Below are 19,697 nucleotides of genomic sequence, written 5' to 3'. Positions count from 1 at the left end.
ATTAACTACAAAAAGTCAGATGGCCTCAAAAGTAACAGTTGCTTACCTAATATTATACAAAAAAATAGGTTTTTGTATGAAACCATAGTTTTTGTAAAGGAAAGTTTTGTCTAAAATATAACTTATAAAGTAAGAGATAGGGTTTGCTTAACCGTTGATTCCTGTAGAGGTTGTACTGCGGAGAGTGACCGTAGAAAGTAGGGACTAAGTATGGTTAGTCCGTACATATTGAAATGTCATAATCAGTGACGTTTTATATCAGTTTGATGAAGCAGAAACTATCAAGACAAGTAAAAAACATTAAGGAGAGAAATCCCAAGAAAATACACGCATGATAAATTTGAAAACACCAGCCAAGGAAATAGGCTTTACTCACGAAGATTTTGCAGCTCTACTAGATAAATATGACTATCACTTTAGTCCTGGAGATATTGTAGCAGGGACAGTATTTAGTTTAGAACCAAGGGGAGCATTAATTGACATTGGAGCTAAAACTGCTGCTTATATCCCGATTCAAGAAATGTCAATTAATAGGGTAGAAAACCCTGAAGAAGTTCTACAGTCTAATGAAACAAGAGAATTTTTTATTCTAACAGATGAAAATGAAGATGGACAGTTAACTTTGTCCATTAGACGGATAGAATATATGCGGGCATGGGAAAGAGTCCGACAATTACAAGCAGAAGATGCAACTGTGCGATCGCAAGTATTTGCAACAAATCGTGGTGGTGCTCTAGTCAGGATAGAAGGTTTGCGTGGATTTATTCCTGGTTCACACATTAGTACGCGCAAACCAAAAGAGGATTTACTTAATGAAGAATTACCTTTAAAATTCCTAGAAGTAGACGAAGAACGCAATCGTTTGGTTTTAAGTCATCGTCGCGCCCTAGTTGAGCGGAAGATGAATCGCCTAGAAGTAGGAGAAGTAGTAATAGGTGCAGTTCGTGGTATTAAGCCTTATGGAGCGTTTATTGATATTGGTGGTGTAAGTGGGTTACTGCACATATCGGAAATTTCCCATGACCATATAGAAACTCCTAGCAGTGTACTAAAGGTAAATGATGAATTGAAAGTTATGATCATCGATCTAGATGCTGACAGAGGTCGTATATCTTTGTCAACGAAGCAACTAGAACCAGAACCAGGGGCAATGGTGAAAAACCCACAACTGGTATATGACCAAGCAGAGGAAATGGCAGCTAAGTTTAGGGAAAAAATGATGGCTGCACAGCGAGGAGAGACAATAGAAGAAACAGCAGTTGAAGCCAAAGCAGAAGTTGTAGAAGCACCTGAAGAGGTGGCAACAGCAGAAGCAGTAGAAACACCTGAAGAGGTAGCATCAGCAGAAACAGTAGAAGCACCTGAAGAAGTGGCAACAGCAGAAGCAGTAGAAGCACCTGAAGAAGTGGCAACAGCAGAAGCAGTAGAAGCTCCGGAAGTTGAAGCCAAAACAGAAACAGTAGAAGTTCCGGAAGTTGAAGTCAAAACAGAAGCAGTAGAAGCTCCGGAAGTTGAAGCCAAAACAGAAACAGTAGAAGCTCCGGAAGTTGAAGTCAAAACAGAAACAGTAGAAACTCCGGAAGTTGAAGCCAAAACAGAAGCAGTAGAAACTCCGGAAGTTGAAGCCAAAACAGAAGCAGTAGAAACTCCGGAAGTTGAAGCCAAAACAGAAACAGTAGAAGCTCCGGAAGTTGAAGCCAAAACAGAAGCAGTAGAAGCTCCGGAAGAGGTAGCAGTAGAATCCCAAAAAACAGAGGAAACTACAGAAGAAATAGCTACAGTAGATGAAGAGACATCAGCAGCAGCTTTAGAATCAACCTCTTGACGACAGCAGATGAATAGAGAGTTGGCAAAATGGTAAGTTACAAAGATTAAGTCAATCAACAATAACTTACTGAAAAATTGGGGTTGCACTCCGGGTAAATGAAATTCTAAGAGTTTACCCCCTGCAGTTGTCCCTGCACAGGAAGTTTCCGGGGACAACACCCCAATATACCAACCAATCCTAATCTTAATGTGTAATACTGAACAATTGGGTTTAAAGTTTTGCCCATACGGGAATAGGTTCTTGTTAGCGTTTCGCTTTCACGAGCGACATGAAACGCGACATAAAAAGCGTTTTGCGTTCTGCAAAGCTCCGTTTTTGATGTTGCGGATCAAAATAGACATCTCCGGAAATTAAAAATCAAATCAATTCTCATCCAGAAATCATCTATTCTTTCTTCCTGTTCCCAGATCCGCTGTTCCCTGTTCCCTCTTTTCCGGAGAGGTCTAATATTCAGAATCAAAAACGTAACAGAAAATATTATATATACAAAGCAATGGTAGCTATTAACTGCCGAGGTGTAATTTTCCAAGATATTCAAGCAATTATTTTTGATAAAGATGGTACTCTAGAAGACTCTCAAGAGTTTTTAAGAAATTTAGGACAAAAGCTGACTCGGATCATTGATGCTAAAATTCCTGGAATAGGAGAACCATTACTAATGGCTTTTGGTATTGATGGGAATAATATTAATCCTACAGGTTTAATGGCGGTTGGCAGTAGACGGGAAAACGAAATTGCAGCAGCAGCTTATATTGCTGAAACTGGGAGGGGTTGGTTAGAATCATTAACTATTGTCAAAGAAGCTTTTGCAGAAGCTGACCAAATATTGCTAAAGTCTACTCCTGGTTGTCTGTTTACAGGTAGCTTAGAGGTGCTAAAGTATCTATCTCAAGCAGGTATAAAACTGGGTATATTGTCTGCAGATAATACAACAGCAGTGCAAAATTTTGTTAAATATTATCAACTTAAGGATTATATCCAACTAGAAATGGGGGTTGATGATAGTCCTAGTAAACCAGATCCAGAACTATTTTTACAAGCTTGTGAGAAATTAGGGGTTAAACCAGTCAGGACATTAATGGTGGGAGATTCTCCGATAGATATAGAAATGGGGAGAAAAGCAGGAGCAGCAGGTTGTATAGGTATTTGTTGGGGGAAACCGCAAGCTAACTACTTACAGGGAGCAGATGTAGCGATCGCTCACTTAGAAGAAATTCAAGTATTGTAACTAACTACTGACATTGCTGAAGGGCGGGATGAATATAGATGAATAAAAGTGTTATATCAAGTCGGTTTACTTTAATAATCCTAGAAAACTTTATCCTTTCATTTTCATTTTTCTACCACATTCCTGACTCCACTCCTAATTATTGATAAATATTGAATTAAATAAATATACTATTATGATAACTCGAAAATTATTCCTCTTGTCTAGAAAATTAATTACAGCAGTTTTCCTGCACGGTAGACCACAGTAGGGGCGATTTCCTACAGACTGCTCCGCAAACGCGAATCGCCCCTATAAGATTTTTGTTGTAACGATGTGGTTCATCAATCTGAAAAGCGCTGTAGGGCTTGCTGAATAAAGCTAAAAGTCAGGATAGCTAAGGTAATAGAGCTTTTTATATTCAGTAATTCTCGTAGTTATGGGCGGCTTTGTGGCATCAATTTACTGAGATTTTCTGCTGAAATTCCAGAAAATTTCTGCACATAAAATGGCCGAAACCATTGCATGTTCCCCTCATCTCCGCGTCCCCACGTCCCCGCGTCTCCGTGTCCCTGTGTCTCTGCGTCCCGGTGTCCTACCCCCAGCAACCAATTTTTTCAGCAGACCCTAATTATTTATTTGTGTATTGGCATACAATCTTTGGTATAATCAATATCATTCGGCTAATTCCTGGAAAAATATAGGAGGAACTACTATTGTCTAGTCGTTACTTATTCACTTCTGAGTCTGTTACAGAAGGACATCCAGATAAAATTTGCGACCAAATTTCTGACACAATTATAGATGCTATACTAGCCCAAGATCCTGCAAGTCGTGTGGCTGCTGAAGTACTCGTGAACACGGGGTTAGTTCTAATTAGTGGTGAAATTACAACTAAAGCCAATGTCAATTATATAGACTTGGCTAGGAAAAAAATTGCTGATATTGGCTATATTTATGCAGAAAATGGTTTTTCTGCGGATAGCTGTTCTGTTTTAGTGGCTCTTGATGAGCAGTCAGCGGATATTGCTCAAGGGGTAGATAAAGCTCAAGAAACTCGTGAACTATTAAGTGATGAAGAACTTGATGCAGTAGGAGCAGGAGACCAGGGCTTAATGTTTGGTTTTGCCTGTAATGAAACTCCTGAATTAATGCCTTTACCGATCAGTTTAGCACACCGAGTTTGTCGCCAATTGACTAAGGTAAGAAAGGATGGTAAACTTACTTATTTAAGGCCGGATGGCAAAAGTCAAGTTACTATTGCTTATGAAGATGGCCGTCCTGTTGGTATTGATACAATCTTAATTTCTACTCAGCACACTGCTACTATTGGAGAACTTACAGAGTTAACAGAAATTCAAGCCAAGATTAAAGAAGACCTCTGGAAATATGTTGTTGAGCCAATATTTACTGACATAGAGATTAAACCTGATTCACAAACTCGTTTTCTTGTCAACCCCACTGGTAAATTTGTGATTGGCGGTCCACAGGGAGATTGTGGTCTGACAGGACGTAAAATTATCATTGATACTTATGGTGGTTATTCTCGTCATGGAGGCGGTGCTTTTTCTGGAAAAGATCCAACTAAGGTAGACCGTTCCGCAGCTTATGCTTGTCGCTACATTGCTAAAAATATTGTTGCAGCAGGTCTGGCAGAAAAGTGTGAGGTTCAAATTAGTTATGCGATCGGTGTGGCGAGACCTGTTAGTATGATGATTGAAACTTTTGGTACTTCTAAAGTTGATGAAGATAAGTTACTGGAAGTGGTGAAGGAAAACTTTGAGCTTCGTCCAGCAGGAATTATTCAGACTTTTAATCTCCGGAAGTTGCCTGGAGAAAGAGGCGGTCGTTTTTATCAAGATGTTGCTGCTTATGGTCATTTAGGGCGTACTGATCTAGATTTACCTTGGGAAAAATTGGATAAGGTGGAGTTATTAAAGGAAGCGTTTAGTCCGCAGTTAGCAGCTACGGTCTAATATAGCAATTCCTAAAGTTATGAAGTACACTTACAATCCCCCTAAATCCCCCTTAGAAAGGGGGACTTTTAAGACTCCCCCCTTAGAAAGGGAGACCTTAAAGGCTCCCCAATCCCCCTTAGAAAGGGGGACTTTTAAGACTCCGCCCTTAGAAAGGGAGACCTTAAAGGCTCCCCAATCCCCCTTAGAAAGGGGGACTTTTAAGACTCCGCCCTTAGAAAGGGAGACCTTAAAGGCTCCCCAATCCCCCTTAGAAAGGGGGACTTTTAAGACTCCGCCCTTAGAAAGGGAGACCTTAAAGGCTCCCCCCTTACAAAGGGGGGCAGGGGGGGATATAAGACTGTGCCTCAGAGACTAGAGAACTGCTAATAAGTTTCAATAGACTTTTGATTAGCAAATAATATCTGATTCTGAGCAACCAGGAGAAATTTCTTTCTTTTGGTTGCTAATTTATGTTTAGGGAGTGTGGAGAGTGTAGGAAAGGTACAAAAATAATTAGGGTAATAAACCGGGTTTCTTGTTTAGGTGTGTAATATCGTGTGCGGTTGAATAGTGATAATTACAGCTCGTAGTTTTGCTCTAGCCCCATCTATACTTCGGGCTAGAGCAAAACTACAAACAAAAACTTTTTGATCACTATTTTTGATTCTATTAAACAGGAAGTCGTGTTATGGAAAGAATAGACTATGCTCAAGTTATTGAAAAAATTCTCACCCGACACTGTGTTGATGATGGGAAAAATAGCACAGAAACTCAACTCATTTTTGACACAAAACGCCATCATTACCAAGTCTTAAATATTGCTTGGAAAGAACAAATAAGGGTTTACGGTGTGATTATTCACGTTGATTTAAAAGATAATAAAATTTGGATTCAAAGAGATGGAACAGAAATTGGTATCGCTAATGAGTTGTTAGCTGCTGGGGTTCCTAAGCATGATATTGTTTTGGGATTTCATGCTCCCTATAAACGTGGTTTTACTGATTTTGCTGTTGATTAGTATGGAATTGTTTGGAGTAGCGATCGCTCTTTTAGTTGTTCAGTGGAAACGATAGAATAATGAATACTAACTGGCTAATAATTATTAAATAGAATCTTACTTTTAGCTGTTGAAACGTCTCAGTTGAGGTGGGAAACGTCTCGCTTGAGGTTTGGAACGTCTCAGTTGAGGTTCTGAAGGCCAAATTTGGGGTGGGAAACGTCTCGTTTGAGATTCTGAAGGCCAAATTTGAGGTTTGAAACGTCTCAGTTGAGGTTTTGAAGGCCAAATTTGGGGTGGGAAACGTCTCGTTTGAGGTTTTAAAGGCCAAATTTGAGGTGGGAAACGTCTCGCTTGAGGTTTTGGACGTCTCAGTTGAGGTTTAGAATGTGGAGATAATGCCATTTGGTTGATGAACAATGACGGCACAAGGAACAGTATTGTTGATCCCGGCGGTGCAAATACGGCTTGGGATGTAGTTGGGATGTAATTTGTCTCAAATCTATATTACACCTATAATGTAGGGACGTTAGCATTTTTGTTATGCAACATCCCTACAGGTTTGAAAGAGCGCTAGTAGAGTAGATTGCAACACACCAGCGCTCCTAGAGTATTTGAAATCTCTTGGTTGAGGTTTGGGACTTCTCTAACAATCATTCCTTCTGCAAAGCTACCAGAAATAAAGCTGGAGTCAAAATCTGAGTACCATGGTAATATTTTAAAGATAGCAAATCGTTATCAACTGACACCAAATAATCTGCTTTGGCTTCATAAACTGCTGCTAAAAACTTATTATCATCTGAGTCAATTTCATCAAGGCGAGTGGCTTGATACGCACCGGGGATGTAGAGAGCGATCGCTCTAATATCCACAAGTAAATCTTCGATATCTGCCACAGCAACGCCCTGCCTGATTAACCTACTGGTTAGTTCTTGAAGCAAAGGTGGAGCAATGACTAAACTAAAACGCCCCTCGCGCCACAATTTTAAAATTTGGCGCGGACTACTTTTGCTTGTTGGACGAAGGAGGGCAGCAATAAATACAGAAGTATCAATGACAACTTTCAGCATCAACACCCATGCTATTTGTAGAGGAGTTGAAATTTTCTAATTGAGGGGCAATGCGATCGACAGTCACTTCAAAACTTTCCCAAATTTCTGCCGCTGGACGGGGTGGCATTGCTTCAGCACGAGCGATCGCCCGTTTAACGATCGCCTCTGCTTGAGCAACTTCTAAAGAGGTAAGGGGAGTTTCTTCCTCTAAGTCGAGAAATAGCAAATCATTGGGAGTACATTGAAAAAAGGCGCAGAGTCGAGCTAGAGTCGAAAAAGCGATCGCCTCTGCTTTATCGCTTTCTAATTCTATTAATTGCTGGCTATCTATTCCTGTAGATTTGGCAATCTCTTCGTAACTAAGATTGCCAAGTTTTGCCCGCAACTGGGCAAGTTGAGTTTTGACTTTCATTTTTTCATCAACCTCGTCTGGTAATTTATTTTTTTACTAACCTATTAGGAAACTAAATATTCTTTGACTATAGTTTTCTTATAAACGGGGGCCATCCCATCTATCCAAAGAAAATACAGACAGGTCAAAGGGGTAATTGCTACCATCATGTAAAAGAACAGATGCAAAAATAATGGTCGTTTTTCGGGATTTAAGAGAACAAGTAATTCACTGCCACTGTTGTGAATTTCGAGAAATTTCTTGCGCTCCAAAATTCCACTATCTACTGAAAAGGTTGCTGCATTACCCCATTTTTCATACTCGCGCAAGAACTTTGACCATGCCTTTTCATAATCTAGTTTTGCTTTCTCTTCTCCAGGATAAATCAGAGGTTCTATCTTCATTTTTATCAAAGTAAAGCCTTGTCGGAAACGAAAAAACATTTTTGTTTGTTTTGTCCCTCCACGAGCAAATATCATAAGGCTTTTCTTTCTCGTAATTTGCTACTATCTCATCATAGGTTTCTTCATGCTTATAGGTTACTGTTATAGTATCGTATGGATCGTCGCTATAAGGATTCTGTTCTTCTACTTTAGAGAATACTGTTCTTGTTCGCTGTTCTGTTTTATAAACTCGCACGCGGAAAGTGATATAAGGTGGTTCAGAAATAAGTTTCTTAAGATATTCACGAGCTGAGTCTACAGATGCGACGTTTTGAATAAGAGCGAATTTGGAAACTAGCTTTATTAATGTAACAGTAAGGTTAAGAACTATGTATAAAAGAGTGAACCTTGTTTGTGCCAAAAAGCTAAACCTTGTTTTTGTCGCCCACAGAAACTCGTCGATATAAACAGATGCTAAAAATATTATTATCAAGTCTGCTGCAGCAATCGCTAGTGAAGGAGTATAGTCGAATTTAGGAATCGCTAGTGAAGTAACATCAGAATTTTTGTCAGCTATTGTCTCCGATATTTTACAAAGAAAATGAAAAGTAAATGCAATCGGTATAGGGAGTGCTAAAAATGTAAATACATTAACCCCACTGAGCATGGTTTCGTGATAAGGACTGGGTAAATCAGTTAAAACAGAAAATAATAATTTGTCGCAAGAAAAAAATCTTTGGTCCGAACAAAATTGTCTGTAAAAATCAGTTAAAATCATCAAGCAAATCGCCCAGCAAATCATGTATATGCTCAAAGAGTAGATTGTTGTTGCAATACTGACAACTTTTCCAAGTATATGAAAAGTTTTTCTAAGTATATCTAGATGTAGCATTTCTAGGAATTAGCGTAAATTTTTACAGTTGATCAATTTGCACAGAAAACATTTGTTCTAGCAATCGATCTTAAAGCTTCAATTATGATAAATTCAGGACTTGCGCAGTACCCCTATGTATGGTGCATAACTTGGTTATTATTCAAGCTATAACCTCTACAAATAAAGTTGTTGCACAAGCCCTGAAGTTAATACAAATAGTTCAAAAACTTTACTGCCTTTTAGTTAAAGCCTAATTAGTTTTGTACAACTATTTCTTGCTATATTTTTAGCTTACCATAATTTTTACATTTTTGCTCTGCGGAGATAGAAAAGGGGTTGGAGGCTTAGGTTTTTCACCAATAATTTTCGCCTAAACCCCCTAGTAAAAATAGCTTTAGTTCCCAACCCCTAAGCTTACACTTTTGCTACAGAATAAGGACTGGTTAACTTCTCTAACTGTGCAATCAATAAACTGAGGAACAAACCAACATCTGTCACTACACCTATAGATTCAACAGAACCCCGATCGCTCAACTTAGTCACCACTGCCGGATTAATATCTACACAAACCATCTTGACTCCTGCGGGTGTCATATTCCCTACCCCAATAGAGTGCAACATAGTTGACAACATCAAAACCATGTCAACACCTTTCAACAACTCAGTGTATTCTTCCTGCGCCTTAATCAAATCCATCTGAGTATCAGGTAGAGGCCCGTCATCACGAATTGAACCAGCTAAAACAAACGGCACATTATTCTTAACGCACTCATACATCACCCCATTCTTCAGCACACCAGTTTCAACTGCCTTCGCAATACTACCACAACCCCGAATAGTATTAATAGTCTTCAAATGATGTCGGTGTCCGCCATGAACTGCAACTCCCTGTTTCATATCCACACCGAGAGAAGTTCCCAGCAGTGATTGTTCAATATCGTGAACTGCAATAGCATTTCCACCTAACAACGCTTGTATATATCCCTGACGAATCAAACTTGCTAAATGTTGGCTACCCCCAGTGTGAATTACAACTGGTCCCGCCGTAACTACTACCTTACCTCCGCGATCGCGTATTTGCCGTAATTCCCAAGCGACTTGTTCAACTACTAATTCTACACGCCGTTCGCTGGAAACTCCAGCAGACATAAAACTGAACTCTTCCTGATTTCGTTTTTCACGGGATTCTGTTTTCCGAATAGTGCGAATACCTGATACATCAACAACTGCTTTTTCGCCAATTTTTAGATCCCTGACAACCTTGCATTTGGCTTCAATCTGACCATCTACTTCAGTAATAGCGATCGAACCATCCATTCTTTGATTTTGTACTCGTATCCACTGACCTTTGACTCTAACTTCAGTCGGATAAATAGTAGTCACATAAAAATCATCAGGAGCTACACCATTTTTTTCTATTGGTTCCAATTTAGCATCTTCCACATCTTCACTAGGAATTACTGCACCAATATCAATAAGCTGACTCATTATTTCTTCCATGACTTCATGGGAGGGTGCAGAAACTTTCACTTCAGCAAGAGAAGTGCTTTGACGTTGTTCTCCGAGATTAAAGTTGATAACTTTGAAACTACCACCACCTTCAACTATTAAGTCTAAAGCTTGATTAATTAAGCCAGAATCAAGTAAATGTCCTTCCATCCGAACACTGCGACTTTCGACGAGCACTTTAGCTTGATTATCGGGTATAACTGGTTCTGTGACTCGAAGAGTGAGACATTTAGCTGCCCCACCTGCTTTCAGGAACTCACTTAGAGGTGTTTCAATGACGTTGAAACCTGCTGCGGTTAGACCTGATTTCAAATCATCACTAACCTTGTTCATTATGATGATTTGATTAATATTAACTGCATTGCAGGCAAAGTTGACTGCATCTGCTTCTGCTACTATAATCCGTTTTTCTGGTGGCACTCGCATTTCAATGATCCGGTTGGAATAGGCGTCAAATGCGGGTGGATAATAGAGTAAGTAACCACCAGTTAGAGGACAGAAGCAGGTATCGAGGTGATAGAAACGCTCGTCTATGAGTCGGAGGGATAGCACTTCAATATCGAGCCATTTTGCCAAAAGTGGGTGGGAGTCTAGTTCGGAACGGAAACCATATCCTGCCCAGAGATAACGACCTTCTCTGTCTAGGAGAGCATCCCCCGCTCCTTCAAAGGGAAGGTCTTTGGGGAGTTCGTGAACGATGAAACCTTGGTTGAGGAACCATTCTTTGAAGTGGGGTTCTTCTCCTTGACGTTCTTTGTGGTAGAAACGACTCAGAACTACTGTCTTTCCGAGAACTAGACCTGCATTGGCGGTAAATACCATATCCGGCCAACCCTTTTGGGGTGGTACTAGGTCTACAATAGCGTGTTCTTTGATAATGTCGTGGAGTTTATACCATTGTTCGACAGAGCGATCGCGCGAGGATTTGTGGATGTTGCCCTCCATCCAAGGATTAATTACATAGTCCACATCGTAGTGGTCAGGGGCACATAAGAGAAAACGAATTGAATCATTCATAATTACTACCTGGCAGATGCTATATTTATATATTTGATAACCAACGGAAAACCCACTCCTAAAATTATTCAGGAGTGGAATTTGACCGTAAAAAGGCTAATACTTTATATTATCACGGTAGTGTCACTTCTTACTTCGTTAACCTTGGCTTAATTAGCAAAATGTTTTTGGAGGGTTATTTTAACATACATTTATACTACACAATACATTATAATATCGGGGACATTGCACAGTGATGAATGATTAGGATAATTGAGGAAGTTGCCCCAGAAAAAGCTATCCAATGAATTTAGTTTTCTTTACTTAAAACACCATTATTATTCGTTAAGGTAATGATAAACTCATCTGTTAAAAAAAATGTACTCTCATTAAAAGAACCAGCATCTACTGCACATTCTGCGGTTAAAATTATCTCCATATTTCTAGAACTTTTTCTATAGCTTCCTGCTGGATAATAACAATAGCCAGCATAAGGATTGCTACCATCTTCTTGTAAAGTTAATTGTCCATTTTCATTGGCGATCAAATCCATTATAGGATCGAGATTAGTAATATCAATTTGTGAGTCTTGCCAAGAGCCACTTGCAGTTTCACACTCTGCCTTAAGCAGCAAAGTAATATTTTTACAATTATCAATATAGCTACCTAAAGGAGCAATTTTGCCTGGATATTCACTCTCATAACGATTATCAGCAGTAGTGAAACACTCCAGCATATATTGTGTCTCTTCGTAGGTAACATTTAATCCATCGACAATATCTAGTAAAGCTATATATAAATCTGCTAAATCACTTTGTTCAGTAACACTATCAGCAGCATTTTTGGCAATTTCCAGTTGTTCTGATATGGTTCTCCATTCAGTCCAGAGATTATTAGCACTTATTTCTGCTTCAGTTGAAAAATTGATTATCAGTCGTAATTCATCCTTAAGATCGAAGAGAAATTTTTTGATATCGCTATCATCAATGTTGTTTTCCAGGTCTAACTTAGTTTGAATATCGCTGCTAGTTTGTACTGCTTGATTTTTAAACTGTTCTAATTTTTGAGAAGTTAGATCATTTTTATCGACTTCATAAATCATATCAGACCAGCAGTCCCTGATAGCTTGACTAACAGGAATCATATCTCCTAGTTCATTGTTATCTATCATTTCGTTAAGTACTTGCAAAGCATTATTGAGGCTATCAATATGCTGATGATATAAATTTGTCATAGCATTTAGACGCTCTTCAAAGCTTTTTTCGGTCTCAGTATTCCAATATCGACCATTATTATTAATGCTTTGGAATAATTCTTGGAAGCTTTGAGGACTTAAAGATTCATAAGGTGAATTTTCATAGCCCAAACAAGTAATTACATCTTCTAAGTAGCTAGGCATTTGAGAGGCTATGCGTGAATATTCTTTGATTCTTAAAAGGTCTTCGACGGTAAAAGCATTTGTTGTTTTAGTTTTTGTTTCACTCATAATCTTTTTGATAATTTTGGTAACGGCACAACACAAAGAGAGCTAAAATTTTTCTAGGGTGGGCATTACCCACCTTACTGCTCAATGATTTAACTGTTTCTATTTTTTGTACTACATTGAATTGAAATGTGTTCTCAAAAAACACTATCAAGATAAACAACCGTATCTGCCATGTATTGCAAGATTTTATCGTAATTAACTTCAGTTTCCAAAAGATTACGAATCTCTTGAGTAAACGTAGTATAAGCTTCTGCCAAATTTTTGACTTGTGCAGTAAAGACGAATCTTTCACTTTCAATGAAATTGATACTGGTTAAATCGTTTAAACCTACTTCCACGTTCCTTTTTTTTTCTTCCCAACTTCGGAGTTCATTTTGATAGTTTTGTAATTGTTCCCAAAGAAAATTTCTTGTTTCCTGTAACTGAACATAGCTGAAACCATCGCCAATTTCATCAATCAATTCTGTACATACTTGCAGTCCTGCAATTATGGCAGCATAATAAGGGTTGGCTTTTCCACCTTTAAGTATGGCTTCGATTTCTCGTGGTGTGGGAATGGTATCGGAAACAAAATCCAGAAATCCTTCTTCTTCCATAATATGCATTAGCTCAGAAATTTCGTCATAGTCTTCCTGAGTTTCTTTGATTAATTGTTCGTACTTGGCAATATTAGGGTTAATTGTTTCATTTAATTCTTGGTTAATTTCGCCAATTTCTTCATCTACCAGGAATTTAAAATCAGATAGTTCAATTTCGCCAACTTTATAATTTAAACTACTTGCTTTGTCATCAATGGGGTCTAGCTTTTCTGTAATTTGAGGCTCTCCTCTTTCGCGAAATTTCTCTATATCTTCTTGAATCTTTGCCTGCTCTTCTGGATCTGTTGCTGCTGCTAGCTCTTCTTCTTTGGCGTGAATAAATTCATTGACAGCTTCGATCGAAGCTGTATTGTTTAATAGTGCTTTGGTTTCAATAATAGTGCTTTTTGCCAGGTCGAGAGTATCGATGACATCTTGGTTAATATTGTTACAAATTCTTTTAAAATCCTCGTATTGAGTCTCTCCTAGCTCAGCGTAAGCATCTCTTATTTTTCTCGAACTATCTTCCATTGCATCGACACTTACTTCAGGCAGGGGATTTTGGGTAGAGATTTGAGTAGTCATTTTTATTTTATCCTTTTAAGATTTAATGAACTTGAGAATTTTTATTTAATGAAGTAAGAGAGAACTAAAAATTTAATTATTTGTCTACTTTTTACTGTCCTCTCTTAAAGCTAGTTGTTGATGAGTCTGCCAAACAAATTACATTTTGTCGTAGCAAAAACTCTTAACTTTGGGATTAATCATTTTGTTCTGCAGCCCATTCTTCCAAAGCTTCATTAAAAGCATTTGTCACCATTGCTGCGTTGCCACCAATATTTTCCCAAGGATCGATAGTATCAAGAAAGTTTATATAAAGATTGAAAACATCTGTTGAGTTTTGTACAGCTTCACAAGCATCTGCAGAAATTTTGAGGTCTTCTACAATAACCTGCCATACTACAAGTATTTGATTGAGACCTGTTTCTGCTTCAATCATAACTGTAAAAAGACTCTCTAAACTGGTATCAAGAGTAGTAATTGCTCCCAATAGTCTATTCAGCCCATCAATGGTATTTTCTAGTTCTTCAATTTCTTCCTTAAGAGCTTTAATTTCTTTTTTAGTATCTGCTGCTTTTTTACCGAAAATACCACCTGTAATAGTAATTCCAATGACACCACCGATAATGCCAGTAAAACACAGACCAATGTCTTTATCGTATTGGCTTTCTAAATCCTTAAGACGAGCATTCATTTGATTTAGTTCAGCTTTAGCATCTTCTAGCTCTCCTTCAATGTCTAATTCGTCGCAAAGCTTTTCTTTTGAGTTGACATCACTAGAACAGGCAATTAACCCTTCTTTGAAAGTTTGGAGATTACCTAATAATACATTGGCTACATCATAGTAACCTTGGGCTTTTTCTGTTAAGTCATCGATCATCCTTTTGGATAGCTCTAGTCGTGAGGCGTCACTTTCAGCAATGTCAGGACTTTCGCCAAGATCTTCAAGAATTTTTTGTATGTATTCGGGGTCTTCCAATTTATCGGGGTCAAGATCGCCGATTTCGCTATGAGCCAAAATAATCTCCAGTAAAAAATCACAAATCCTTACTCCATCGGTATTCATCTCGCGAGAAAAGGCATCTAACTTGACTGAAATATCAATGATAGAGCTCTCTAACCCTGCCCAATCACCTGCATTAGCTTGAATGGCTTGAAAAGTAACAAGAAGATCGGCATTGGTTAAACCTTGAATTGTAGATTCGTATCCTCCTAAATAAGTATATACTTCGCTTTCAGTATTTGGTAAAGCCAGACCATCTCGCTCGTAATATTTGAGGTTCTTAATGGAGTCGGGGTAAAGAATTAAACCCGTATCTTCTTCATTGGCTTCTGGTTGGCCAGTCTTACCTGTGGCCAGCTTAAGTAATTCATTAGTAACTTGTTTGGGCTCAACAGTATATTCTGCTTCGACTCCTGTATCTTGAAAAAAACTGGCTAGGGCTGCGTTGCGGGTTTGAATTAGAGTTTTAACTGACATAATTTTGTCCTTTTTCTAGAGTTAGTTGCGTAAATAGACCTCTCCAAAAATGAATGCCGATTTTAGCAGGGTGGAGTAAGGCTTTGAGAAACTTAGTACTAATTTTTTCGAGAGAGAAGTTTGCTAAAAAACTTATCCCAAAAGGCTTTCACTTGGCTTGTCACCCCTTCAGATTATAATTAAAGACCATAGCATATTTTGTTCTGGTACAGAAATCTTAGCAAAAGTTCCCCTGAAAGGAGGAGGCTTTAGACCTTAGTTTCCTGTAACTTTACAAGATAGCCACAGCATCGAGAGGGAAGTTTGATTGTAGGAGCTTGTATCGAATGAGAAATTATGCCTATACTTCTTCTGCCGCACGCTGTATTAACTTTCGAGCTACAGACTGAGTACCAGTATGCTGAAAGTAGTTTGTAGTCTTATCTAGAAATGCAGCTACAACATCTAAAGCATCATCGGAAAAGTCGATAAAGCCACCAATGTTGTCAAAAATACTTTCTGGCGTTAAACCAACTGACCCGACTAAGTTATCCATCCATCCTTGAACTGCTCCAAAAGTATTAGTAATAAAGCCAAATTTGTCATCTCCAGGAATAGTATCACTGATTGCTCCAAAAACTGCATTACCAGCAAAAGCGCTTTCTCCCTCTCCGTCAAGGGTATCTTGTACTTTTTGCAGGAAGTCTGGACCCAAAGGTATCAAACCATCAAGAGAAACCAAAGCTGCCATTCGCATTAGAGATGGACCACTATATTCCTCAGTTAGGTTTGTGACAAATTCTCCTGGATCGAGAATAGGTAGTCCATTAAGTTTACTATAGGCTATCAATTCTGCTACAATTTTTAGGCACAGATCAACAGATTGAGTTGTATCAGCTTTGGGAGTTAAGCCACCTAAAAAGCTTAAAAAGGGGATTTTTTCACTGACTATTTCGGCCATAGCTGCTGCAGCAAGGGCACCGTCTACATTATCAACTAGGTTGTAATACCACATAGCTCCCTGGTATCCATTATCCCCGTCATTGTATAGTTCGAGCGCTTTGTTGCCGATATCTAGAATTCTGTCTGCATCAGACTCTCCTGTAATTATTTCAATAGTTTGGTTAAAACCTATTACGTTTTCCCACTCTCCCGGAACTACAAAATCTAGGGCATTGAGTGTTTTTACAGTTAAATTATCACTAGGTAGTTCATTCAGTAATTCAATAATTGAATCGCTCACTTTTGACTCCTTTTGTTGTTAATAGTTTGATTTGAGCTACTTTATTATTATTGATTGTATATCGGTCTTGTCACCAAAGTTTTTTTGACACAATTCTTAGCATTCTGAAATTATTTTATTAATAGGACTTACGCAAAGATACCCGGTTTCTAGGGTAAATTGTTGTTTTTGACAATAAACATCTACGAGAAATCGGGTTTCTGGGTTCGCATGGCTTTAGTCCTGATTAATTTAGACACAATAAACCTTACCTGTTTTTTTTGTGAAAAATTTCAGTACAGTTACAGGTACTTTTCTTGATTTATATTGAGTTATTATTTCTGTCTTAAATATAGAAAATTATGGTTTTGATTAATGCTTAACTACTTTTGACTTAGGAAATTAAAAATGCTTAGGCGATCGCGATAAAGATGCGGATTATTTTTATTAGGACTTACGCAAAGAAACCCGGTTTCTAGGATAAATCGTTGTTTTGGCAATAGATGTCTACGAGAAACCTGGTTTCTTGGTTCACATGGCTTTAGTCCTGTTTATAATAGCTCTCAATCATCCGCGCTCGCCTCTTTTTAAGTCGATAATTAATATCTAGCAATGTTTCAAATAATGAGCATATACATAACCATAACAAGGAGATGAAATTTCTGCCCAACCATCATGGTAACTAATAACACGGACACGGGTACCTCGATGTAATCTGTTTATAACTCTACCCCAAGGATGTGTTCTCACTCGCAAATTTTTATAACGAGTTGCTACTCGACGACACTTGCCATAAGATTTGTCATGATATCGGTGAGCGAGTCTATCTTCTACTTGAGTTTCAGCGGGAACTGTAGTTACTGACTCATCAAGAAGGGGAGTCTTTTGGGAAGATATCGCTGCTATAGAAGTGAGACTGATACCAGAAACAGTAGCAATAGATAATATTGTACTCATCGCTACAGATTTTCTCCAAGTCATCATCTGTTTCATTTTCTATTCCTCAATTATTATTTCATAATCCCTGATATCCTCATTTATCCTCTCAGAAAAGATTGCCTAAGACAAGACATTTAATATTAATTTAATATTAATTTTATTTAATCAAATATGTAAGCATTCAGCTGTCAGTTATCAGCTTGATTACCTTGAAAGCAATTGAGAGGTTTAAAAGAATTAAAAGTATGCTTCATTTTCCGAAACTCTACATCAAAATTAAGACATATATAACTCTAAAATAGCCGGAAAAATATTGACATTGAACTTATAGTATGATAAGCACAAAAAAAGAGTAATTCTTGTTCATTAACCTATTTTTATTCCCTAGTCAAAAAAATTTATGTCATCCAATCAAAAACTTTACGAAGGCAAAGCTAAAATTCTCTATACTACTGAAGACCCAGAAATATTGTTGACTTATTTTAAAGATGATGCTACAGCATTTAATGCTCAAAAAAAAGGCACAATAGTTGGTAAAGGTATTATCAACTGTACTATTTCCAGTCATATATTTAAATTACTGGAAGTTAATGGTATACCTACTCATTTTATTGATTGTCCCGCATCAGATAAAATGCGAGTCCGAAAGGTGAAAATTCTACCGATAGAAGTCATTGTGAGAAATATTGCTGCTGGTAGTCTTTGCCGACAAACTGGATTAATAGAAGGAACTATCTTGAAATTTCCTTTAGTAGAATATTGTTACAAAAATGATGGCCTCCAAGACCCACTTCTGACACGCGATCGCCTCTTACTACTAGAATTAGCCACTCCAGAACAATTAGAGCAAATAAGGACTTTTACCATCAAAATTAATGATTTATTAATAAATTTCTTTAACCAATGCCAAATTACTCTTGTGGACTTCAAAATAGAATTTGGCCTAGATAACCATGAAAATTTGATTTTGGCAGATGAAATAAGTCCAGATAGCTGTAGACTTTGGGACCAATCTCAAACTGACCCAAATCAGCGAGTTATGGACAAAGACCGATTCCGTCGGGATCTTGGTAATGTAGAAAGTGCATATGAACAGGTCCTGGAAAGGATTTTAGCTCAGGAAGATTGAGACTTAAGGAAGTCAGAAGCTGGTAGGGGCGAATGGCCATTCTCCCCTACAGAAGTTGACGCATGTAACGGGGATTAGAGCAAGGTTCCAAAAAGGTTTCGCCGATCAAGGCGGGGTAGTGTGACTCAATCTTGTTTGATAAGAGATATAGCAGTCGAAGCAAGGGGCGCGGATATTACTAAATCCTGAAACTTAGTGATAGATTACTTCTGTAAGTCGCCAATCTGAGGGATCTCCTATCTGTAGTCGCCAATCGGAGGAATCCTCTATGCGCGTAGCGCTATACCCATCAATAGTGTACAATTTTACGGTTTATGTGAAAATTTCACTGGTGTGTGGATTGTACGGGATAGTAATTATATGCGCTTGTCTCCGTTTTTAGTGGCCATTTTTGCTGCTTCAACAAGTTTTGGAATCTCAAAGTATGCTAATGCTGAAGTATCTGAAATTAATGCAGATATTGATTTAATTTCTGTATCAATTAATTCAAAAACACAATTTGCTAAACTTTTTTCTACTAAATCTTTTTTAGATTTAGGGTCTAGTTTCCCTGAACAACAATTATTTGGTAGTAGCAAGAATTTTTTGAGTAAATCTTGGTCGGAAGCAGAAGTAAAATTAGAATTTTATAGTTTATTAAAGGTTAAAGAAGTTACAAAATCATTTTATGTTTATAATAAAGAATTTGCTAATTTTTTGGCTTTAAATGTTTTAGAAAAGACAGAAATTCCTCAACTAACTTTAATTAATAAATCAGGAGAAGTTAAATCTGAAGCATCAGTAAATCAAGAATTTTCTCCGACTATTTCCACAGTCGAAGTCTTTGAGAATCAAACGGAAAATTCTCAGAGTGTAATTTTGGCAAAATCAGGAGAAGTTAAATCTGAAGCATCAGTAAATCAAGAATTTTCTCCGAGTATTTCCACAGTCGAAATATTTGAGAATCAAACGGAAAATTCTCAGAGTGTAATTTTGGCAAAATCAGGAGAAGTTAAATCTGAAGCATCAGTAAATCAAGAATTTTCTCCGAGTATTTCCACAGTCGAAGTCTTTGAGAATCAAACGGAAAATTCTCAGAGTGTAATTTTGGCAAAATCAGGAGAAGTTAAATCTGAAGCATCAGTAAAT

General features: G+C 37.9%; 16 protein-coding genes and 1 pseudogene. 6 read left to right on the top strand and 11 right to left on the bottom strand.

The window, feature by feature from the left end; all coding sequences use genetic code 11:
- Window positions 1-331: 331 nt before the first annotated feature.
- From F6K40_RS05275 to F6K40_RS05260, 4 genes and pseudogenes are all read left to right on the top strand, one after another.
- A pseudogene (locus F6K40_RS05275) lies at window positions 332-1,226 on the top strand (30S ribosomal protein S1); the annotation flags it as partial.
- A 1,095-nt stretch (window positions 1,227-2,321) separates the two neighbouring features.
- Entirely contained in the window at window positions 2,322-3,056 is a 735-nt protein-coding gene (locus tag F6K40_RS05270; protein WP_293132374.1) for an HAD family hydrolase, read from the top strand.
- A gap of 695 nt (window positions 3,057-3,751) precedes the next feature.
- Window positions 3,752-5,011, top strand: coding sequence for a methionine adenosyltransferase (metK, locus tag F6K40_RS05265; RefSeq protein ID WP_293132371.1), 1,260 nt, complete (start codon window positions 3,752-3,754; stop codon window positions 5,009-5,011).
- Between the two features lie 670 nt (window positions 5,012-5,681).
- Window positions 5,682-6,011 carry a XisI protein gene (locus F6K40_RS05260; protein WP_293132368.1) on the top strand — a complete coding sequence of 110 codons (330 nt, stop codon included), beginning with the start codon at window positions 5,682-5,684 and terminating at the stop codon, window positions 6,009-6,011.
- Between the two features lie 102 nt (window positions 6,012-6,113).
- On the opposite strand, the gene F6K40_RS05255 is transcribed toward F6K40_RS05260, so the two are convergent.
- The 11 genes from F6K40_RS05255 to F6K40_RS05205 form a co-directional block, all read right to left on the bottom strand.
- Window positions 6,114-6,395 carry a hypothetical protein gene (locus tag F6K40_RS05255; RefSeq protein ID WP_293132365.1) on the bottom strand — a complete coding sequence of 94 codons (282 nt, stop codon included), beginning with the start codon at window positions 6,393-6,395 and terminating at the stop codon, window positions 6,114-6,116.
- 248 nt (window positions 6,396-6,643) lie between these two features.
- The gene (locus tag F6K40_RS05250) at window positions 6,644-7,060 is read right to left on the bottom strand and encodes a putative toxin-antitoxin system toxin component, PIN family (protein ID WP_293132363.1); all 417 of its coding nucleotides are present in this window, start codon (window positions 7,058-7,060) and stop codon (window positions 6,644-6,646) included.
- Window positions 7,041-7,454: a helix-turn-helix domain-containing protein gene (locus tag F6K40_RS05245; RefSeq protein ID WP_293132361.1), complete on the bottom strand. Its 414-nt coding sequence runs from the start codon at window positions 7,452-7,454 to the stop codon at window positions 7,041-7,043. Before F6K40_RS05245 ends, F6K40_RS05250 begins: the two co-directional genes overlap by 20 nt.
- A 44-nt stretch (window positions 7,455-7,498) precedes the next feature.
- Window positions 7,499-7,837, bottom strand: coding sequence for a hypothetical protein (locus F6K40_RS05240; protein ID WP_293132358.1), 339 nt, complete (start codon window positions 7,835-7,837; stop codon window positions 7,499-7,501).
- Entirely contained in the window at window positions 7,782-8,708 is a 927-nt protein-coding gene (locus F6K40_RS05235) for a hypothetical protein (protein ID WP_293132355.1), read from the bottom strand. The genes F6K40_RS05240 and F6K40_RS05235 overlap by 56 nt, the downstream gene beginning before the upstream one ends.
- Before the next feature lie 396 nt (window positions 8,709-9,104).
- On the bottom strand, window positions 9,105-11,216 hold the full coding sequence (gene argZ, locus F6K40_RS05230) for a bifunctional arginine dihydrolase/ornithine cyclodeaminase (protein ID WP_293132352.1): 2,112 nt from the start codon (window positions 11,214-11,216) through the stop codon (window positions 9,105-9,107).
- A gap of 289 nt (window positions 11,217-11,505) precedes the next feature.
- A complete protein-coding gene (locus tag F6K40_RS05225) occupies window positions 11,506-12,681 on the bottom strand; it encodes a CVNH domain-containing protein (protein WP_293132350.1) in 1,176 nt (391 codons plus the stop codon).
- Between the two features lie 134 nt (window positions 12,682-12,815).
- Window positions 12,816-13,844, bottom strand: coding sequence for an alpha-xenorhabdolysin family binary toxin subunit B (locus F6K40_RS05220; protein ID WP_293132347.1), 1,029 nt, complete (start codon window positions 13,842-13,844; stop codon window positions 12,816-12,818).
- A gap of 175 nt (window positions 13,845-14,019) precedes the next feature.
- The gene (locus F6K40_RS05215) at window positions 14,020-15,300 is read right to left on the bottom strand and encodes an alpha-xenorhabdolysin family binary toxin subunit A (protein ID WP_293132344.1); all 1,281 of its coding nucleotides are present in this window, start codon (window positions 15,298-15,300) and stop codon (window positions 14,020-14,022) included.
- Window positions 15,301-15,640: 340 nt separating this feature from the next.
- Entirely contained in the window at window positions 15,641-16,522 is an 882-nt protein-coding gene (locus F6K40_RS05210) for a hypothetical protein (protein WP_293132342.1), read from the bottom strand.
- Window positions 16,523-17,107: 585 nt separating this feature from the next.
- Window positions 17,108-17,494 carry an SH3 domain-containing protein gene (locus tag F6K40_RS05205; protein ID WP_293132339.1) on the bottom strand — a complete coding sequence of 129 codons (387 nt, stop codon included), beginning with the start codon at window positions 17,492-17,494 and terminating at the stop codon, window positions 17,108-17,110.
- 346 nt (window positions 17,495-17,840) lie between these two features.
- On the opposite strand from F6K40_RS05205, the gene purC reads away from it, so the two are divergent.
- Together purC and F6K40_RS05195 are read left to right on the top strand one after the other, a co-directional pair.
- Entirely contained in the window at window positions 17,841-18,569 is a 729-nt protein-coding gene (gene purC, locus F6K40_RS05200) for a phosphoribosylaminoimidazolesuccinocarboxamide synthase (RefSeq protein ID WP_293132336.1), read from the top strand.
- Window positions 18,570-18,902: 333 nt separating this feature from the next.
- Window positions 18,903-19,697: hypothetical protein (locus F6K40_RS05195; protein WP_293132333.1), on the top strand; the 795-nt coding region annotated here is incomplete at its 3' end.

The organism is Okeania sp. SIO3I5 (assembly GCF_010672085.1).
GTDB lineage: Bacteria > Cyanobacteriota > Cyanobacteriia > Cyanobacteriales > Microcoleaceae > Trichodesmium.
This window is presented reverse-complemented; position numbering and strand designations above follow the sequence as displayed.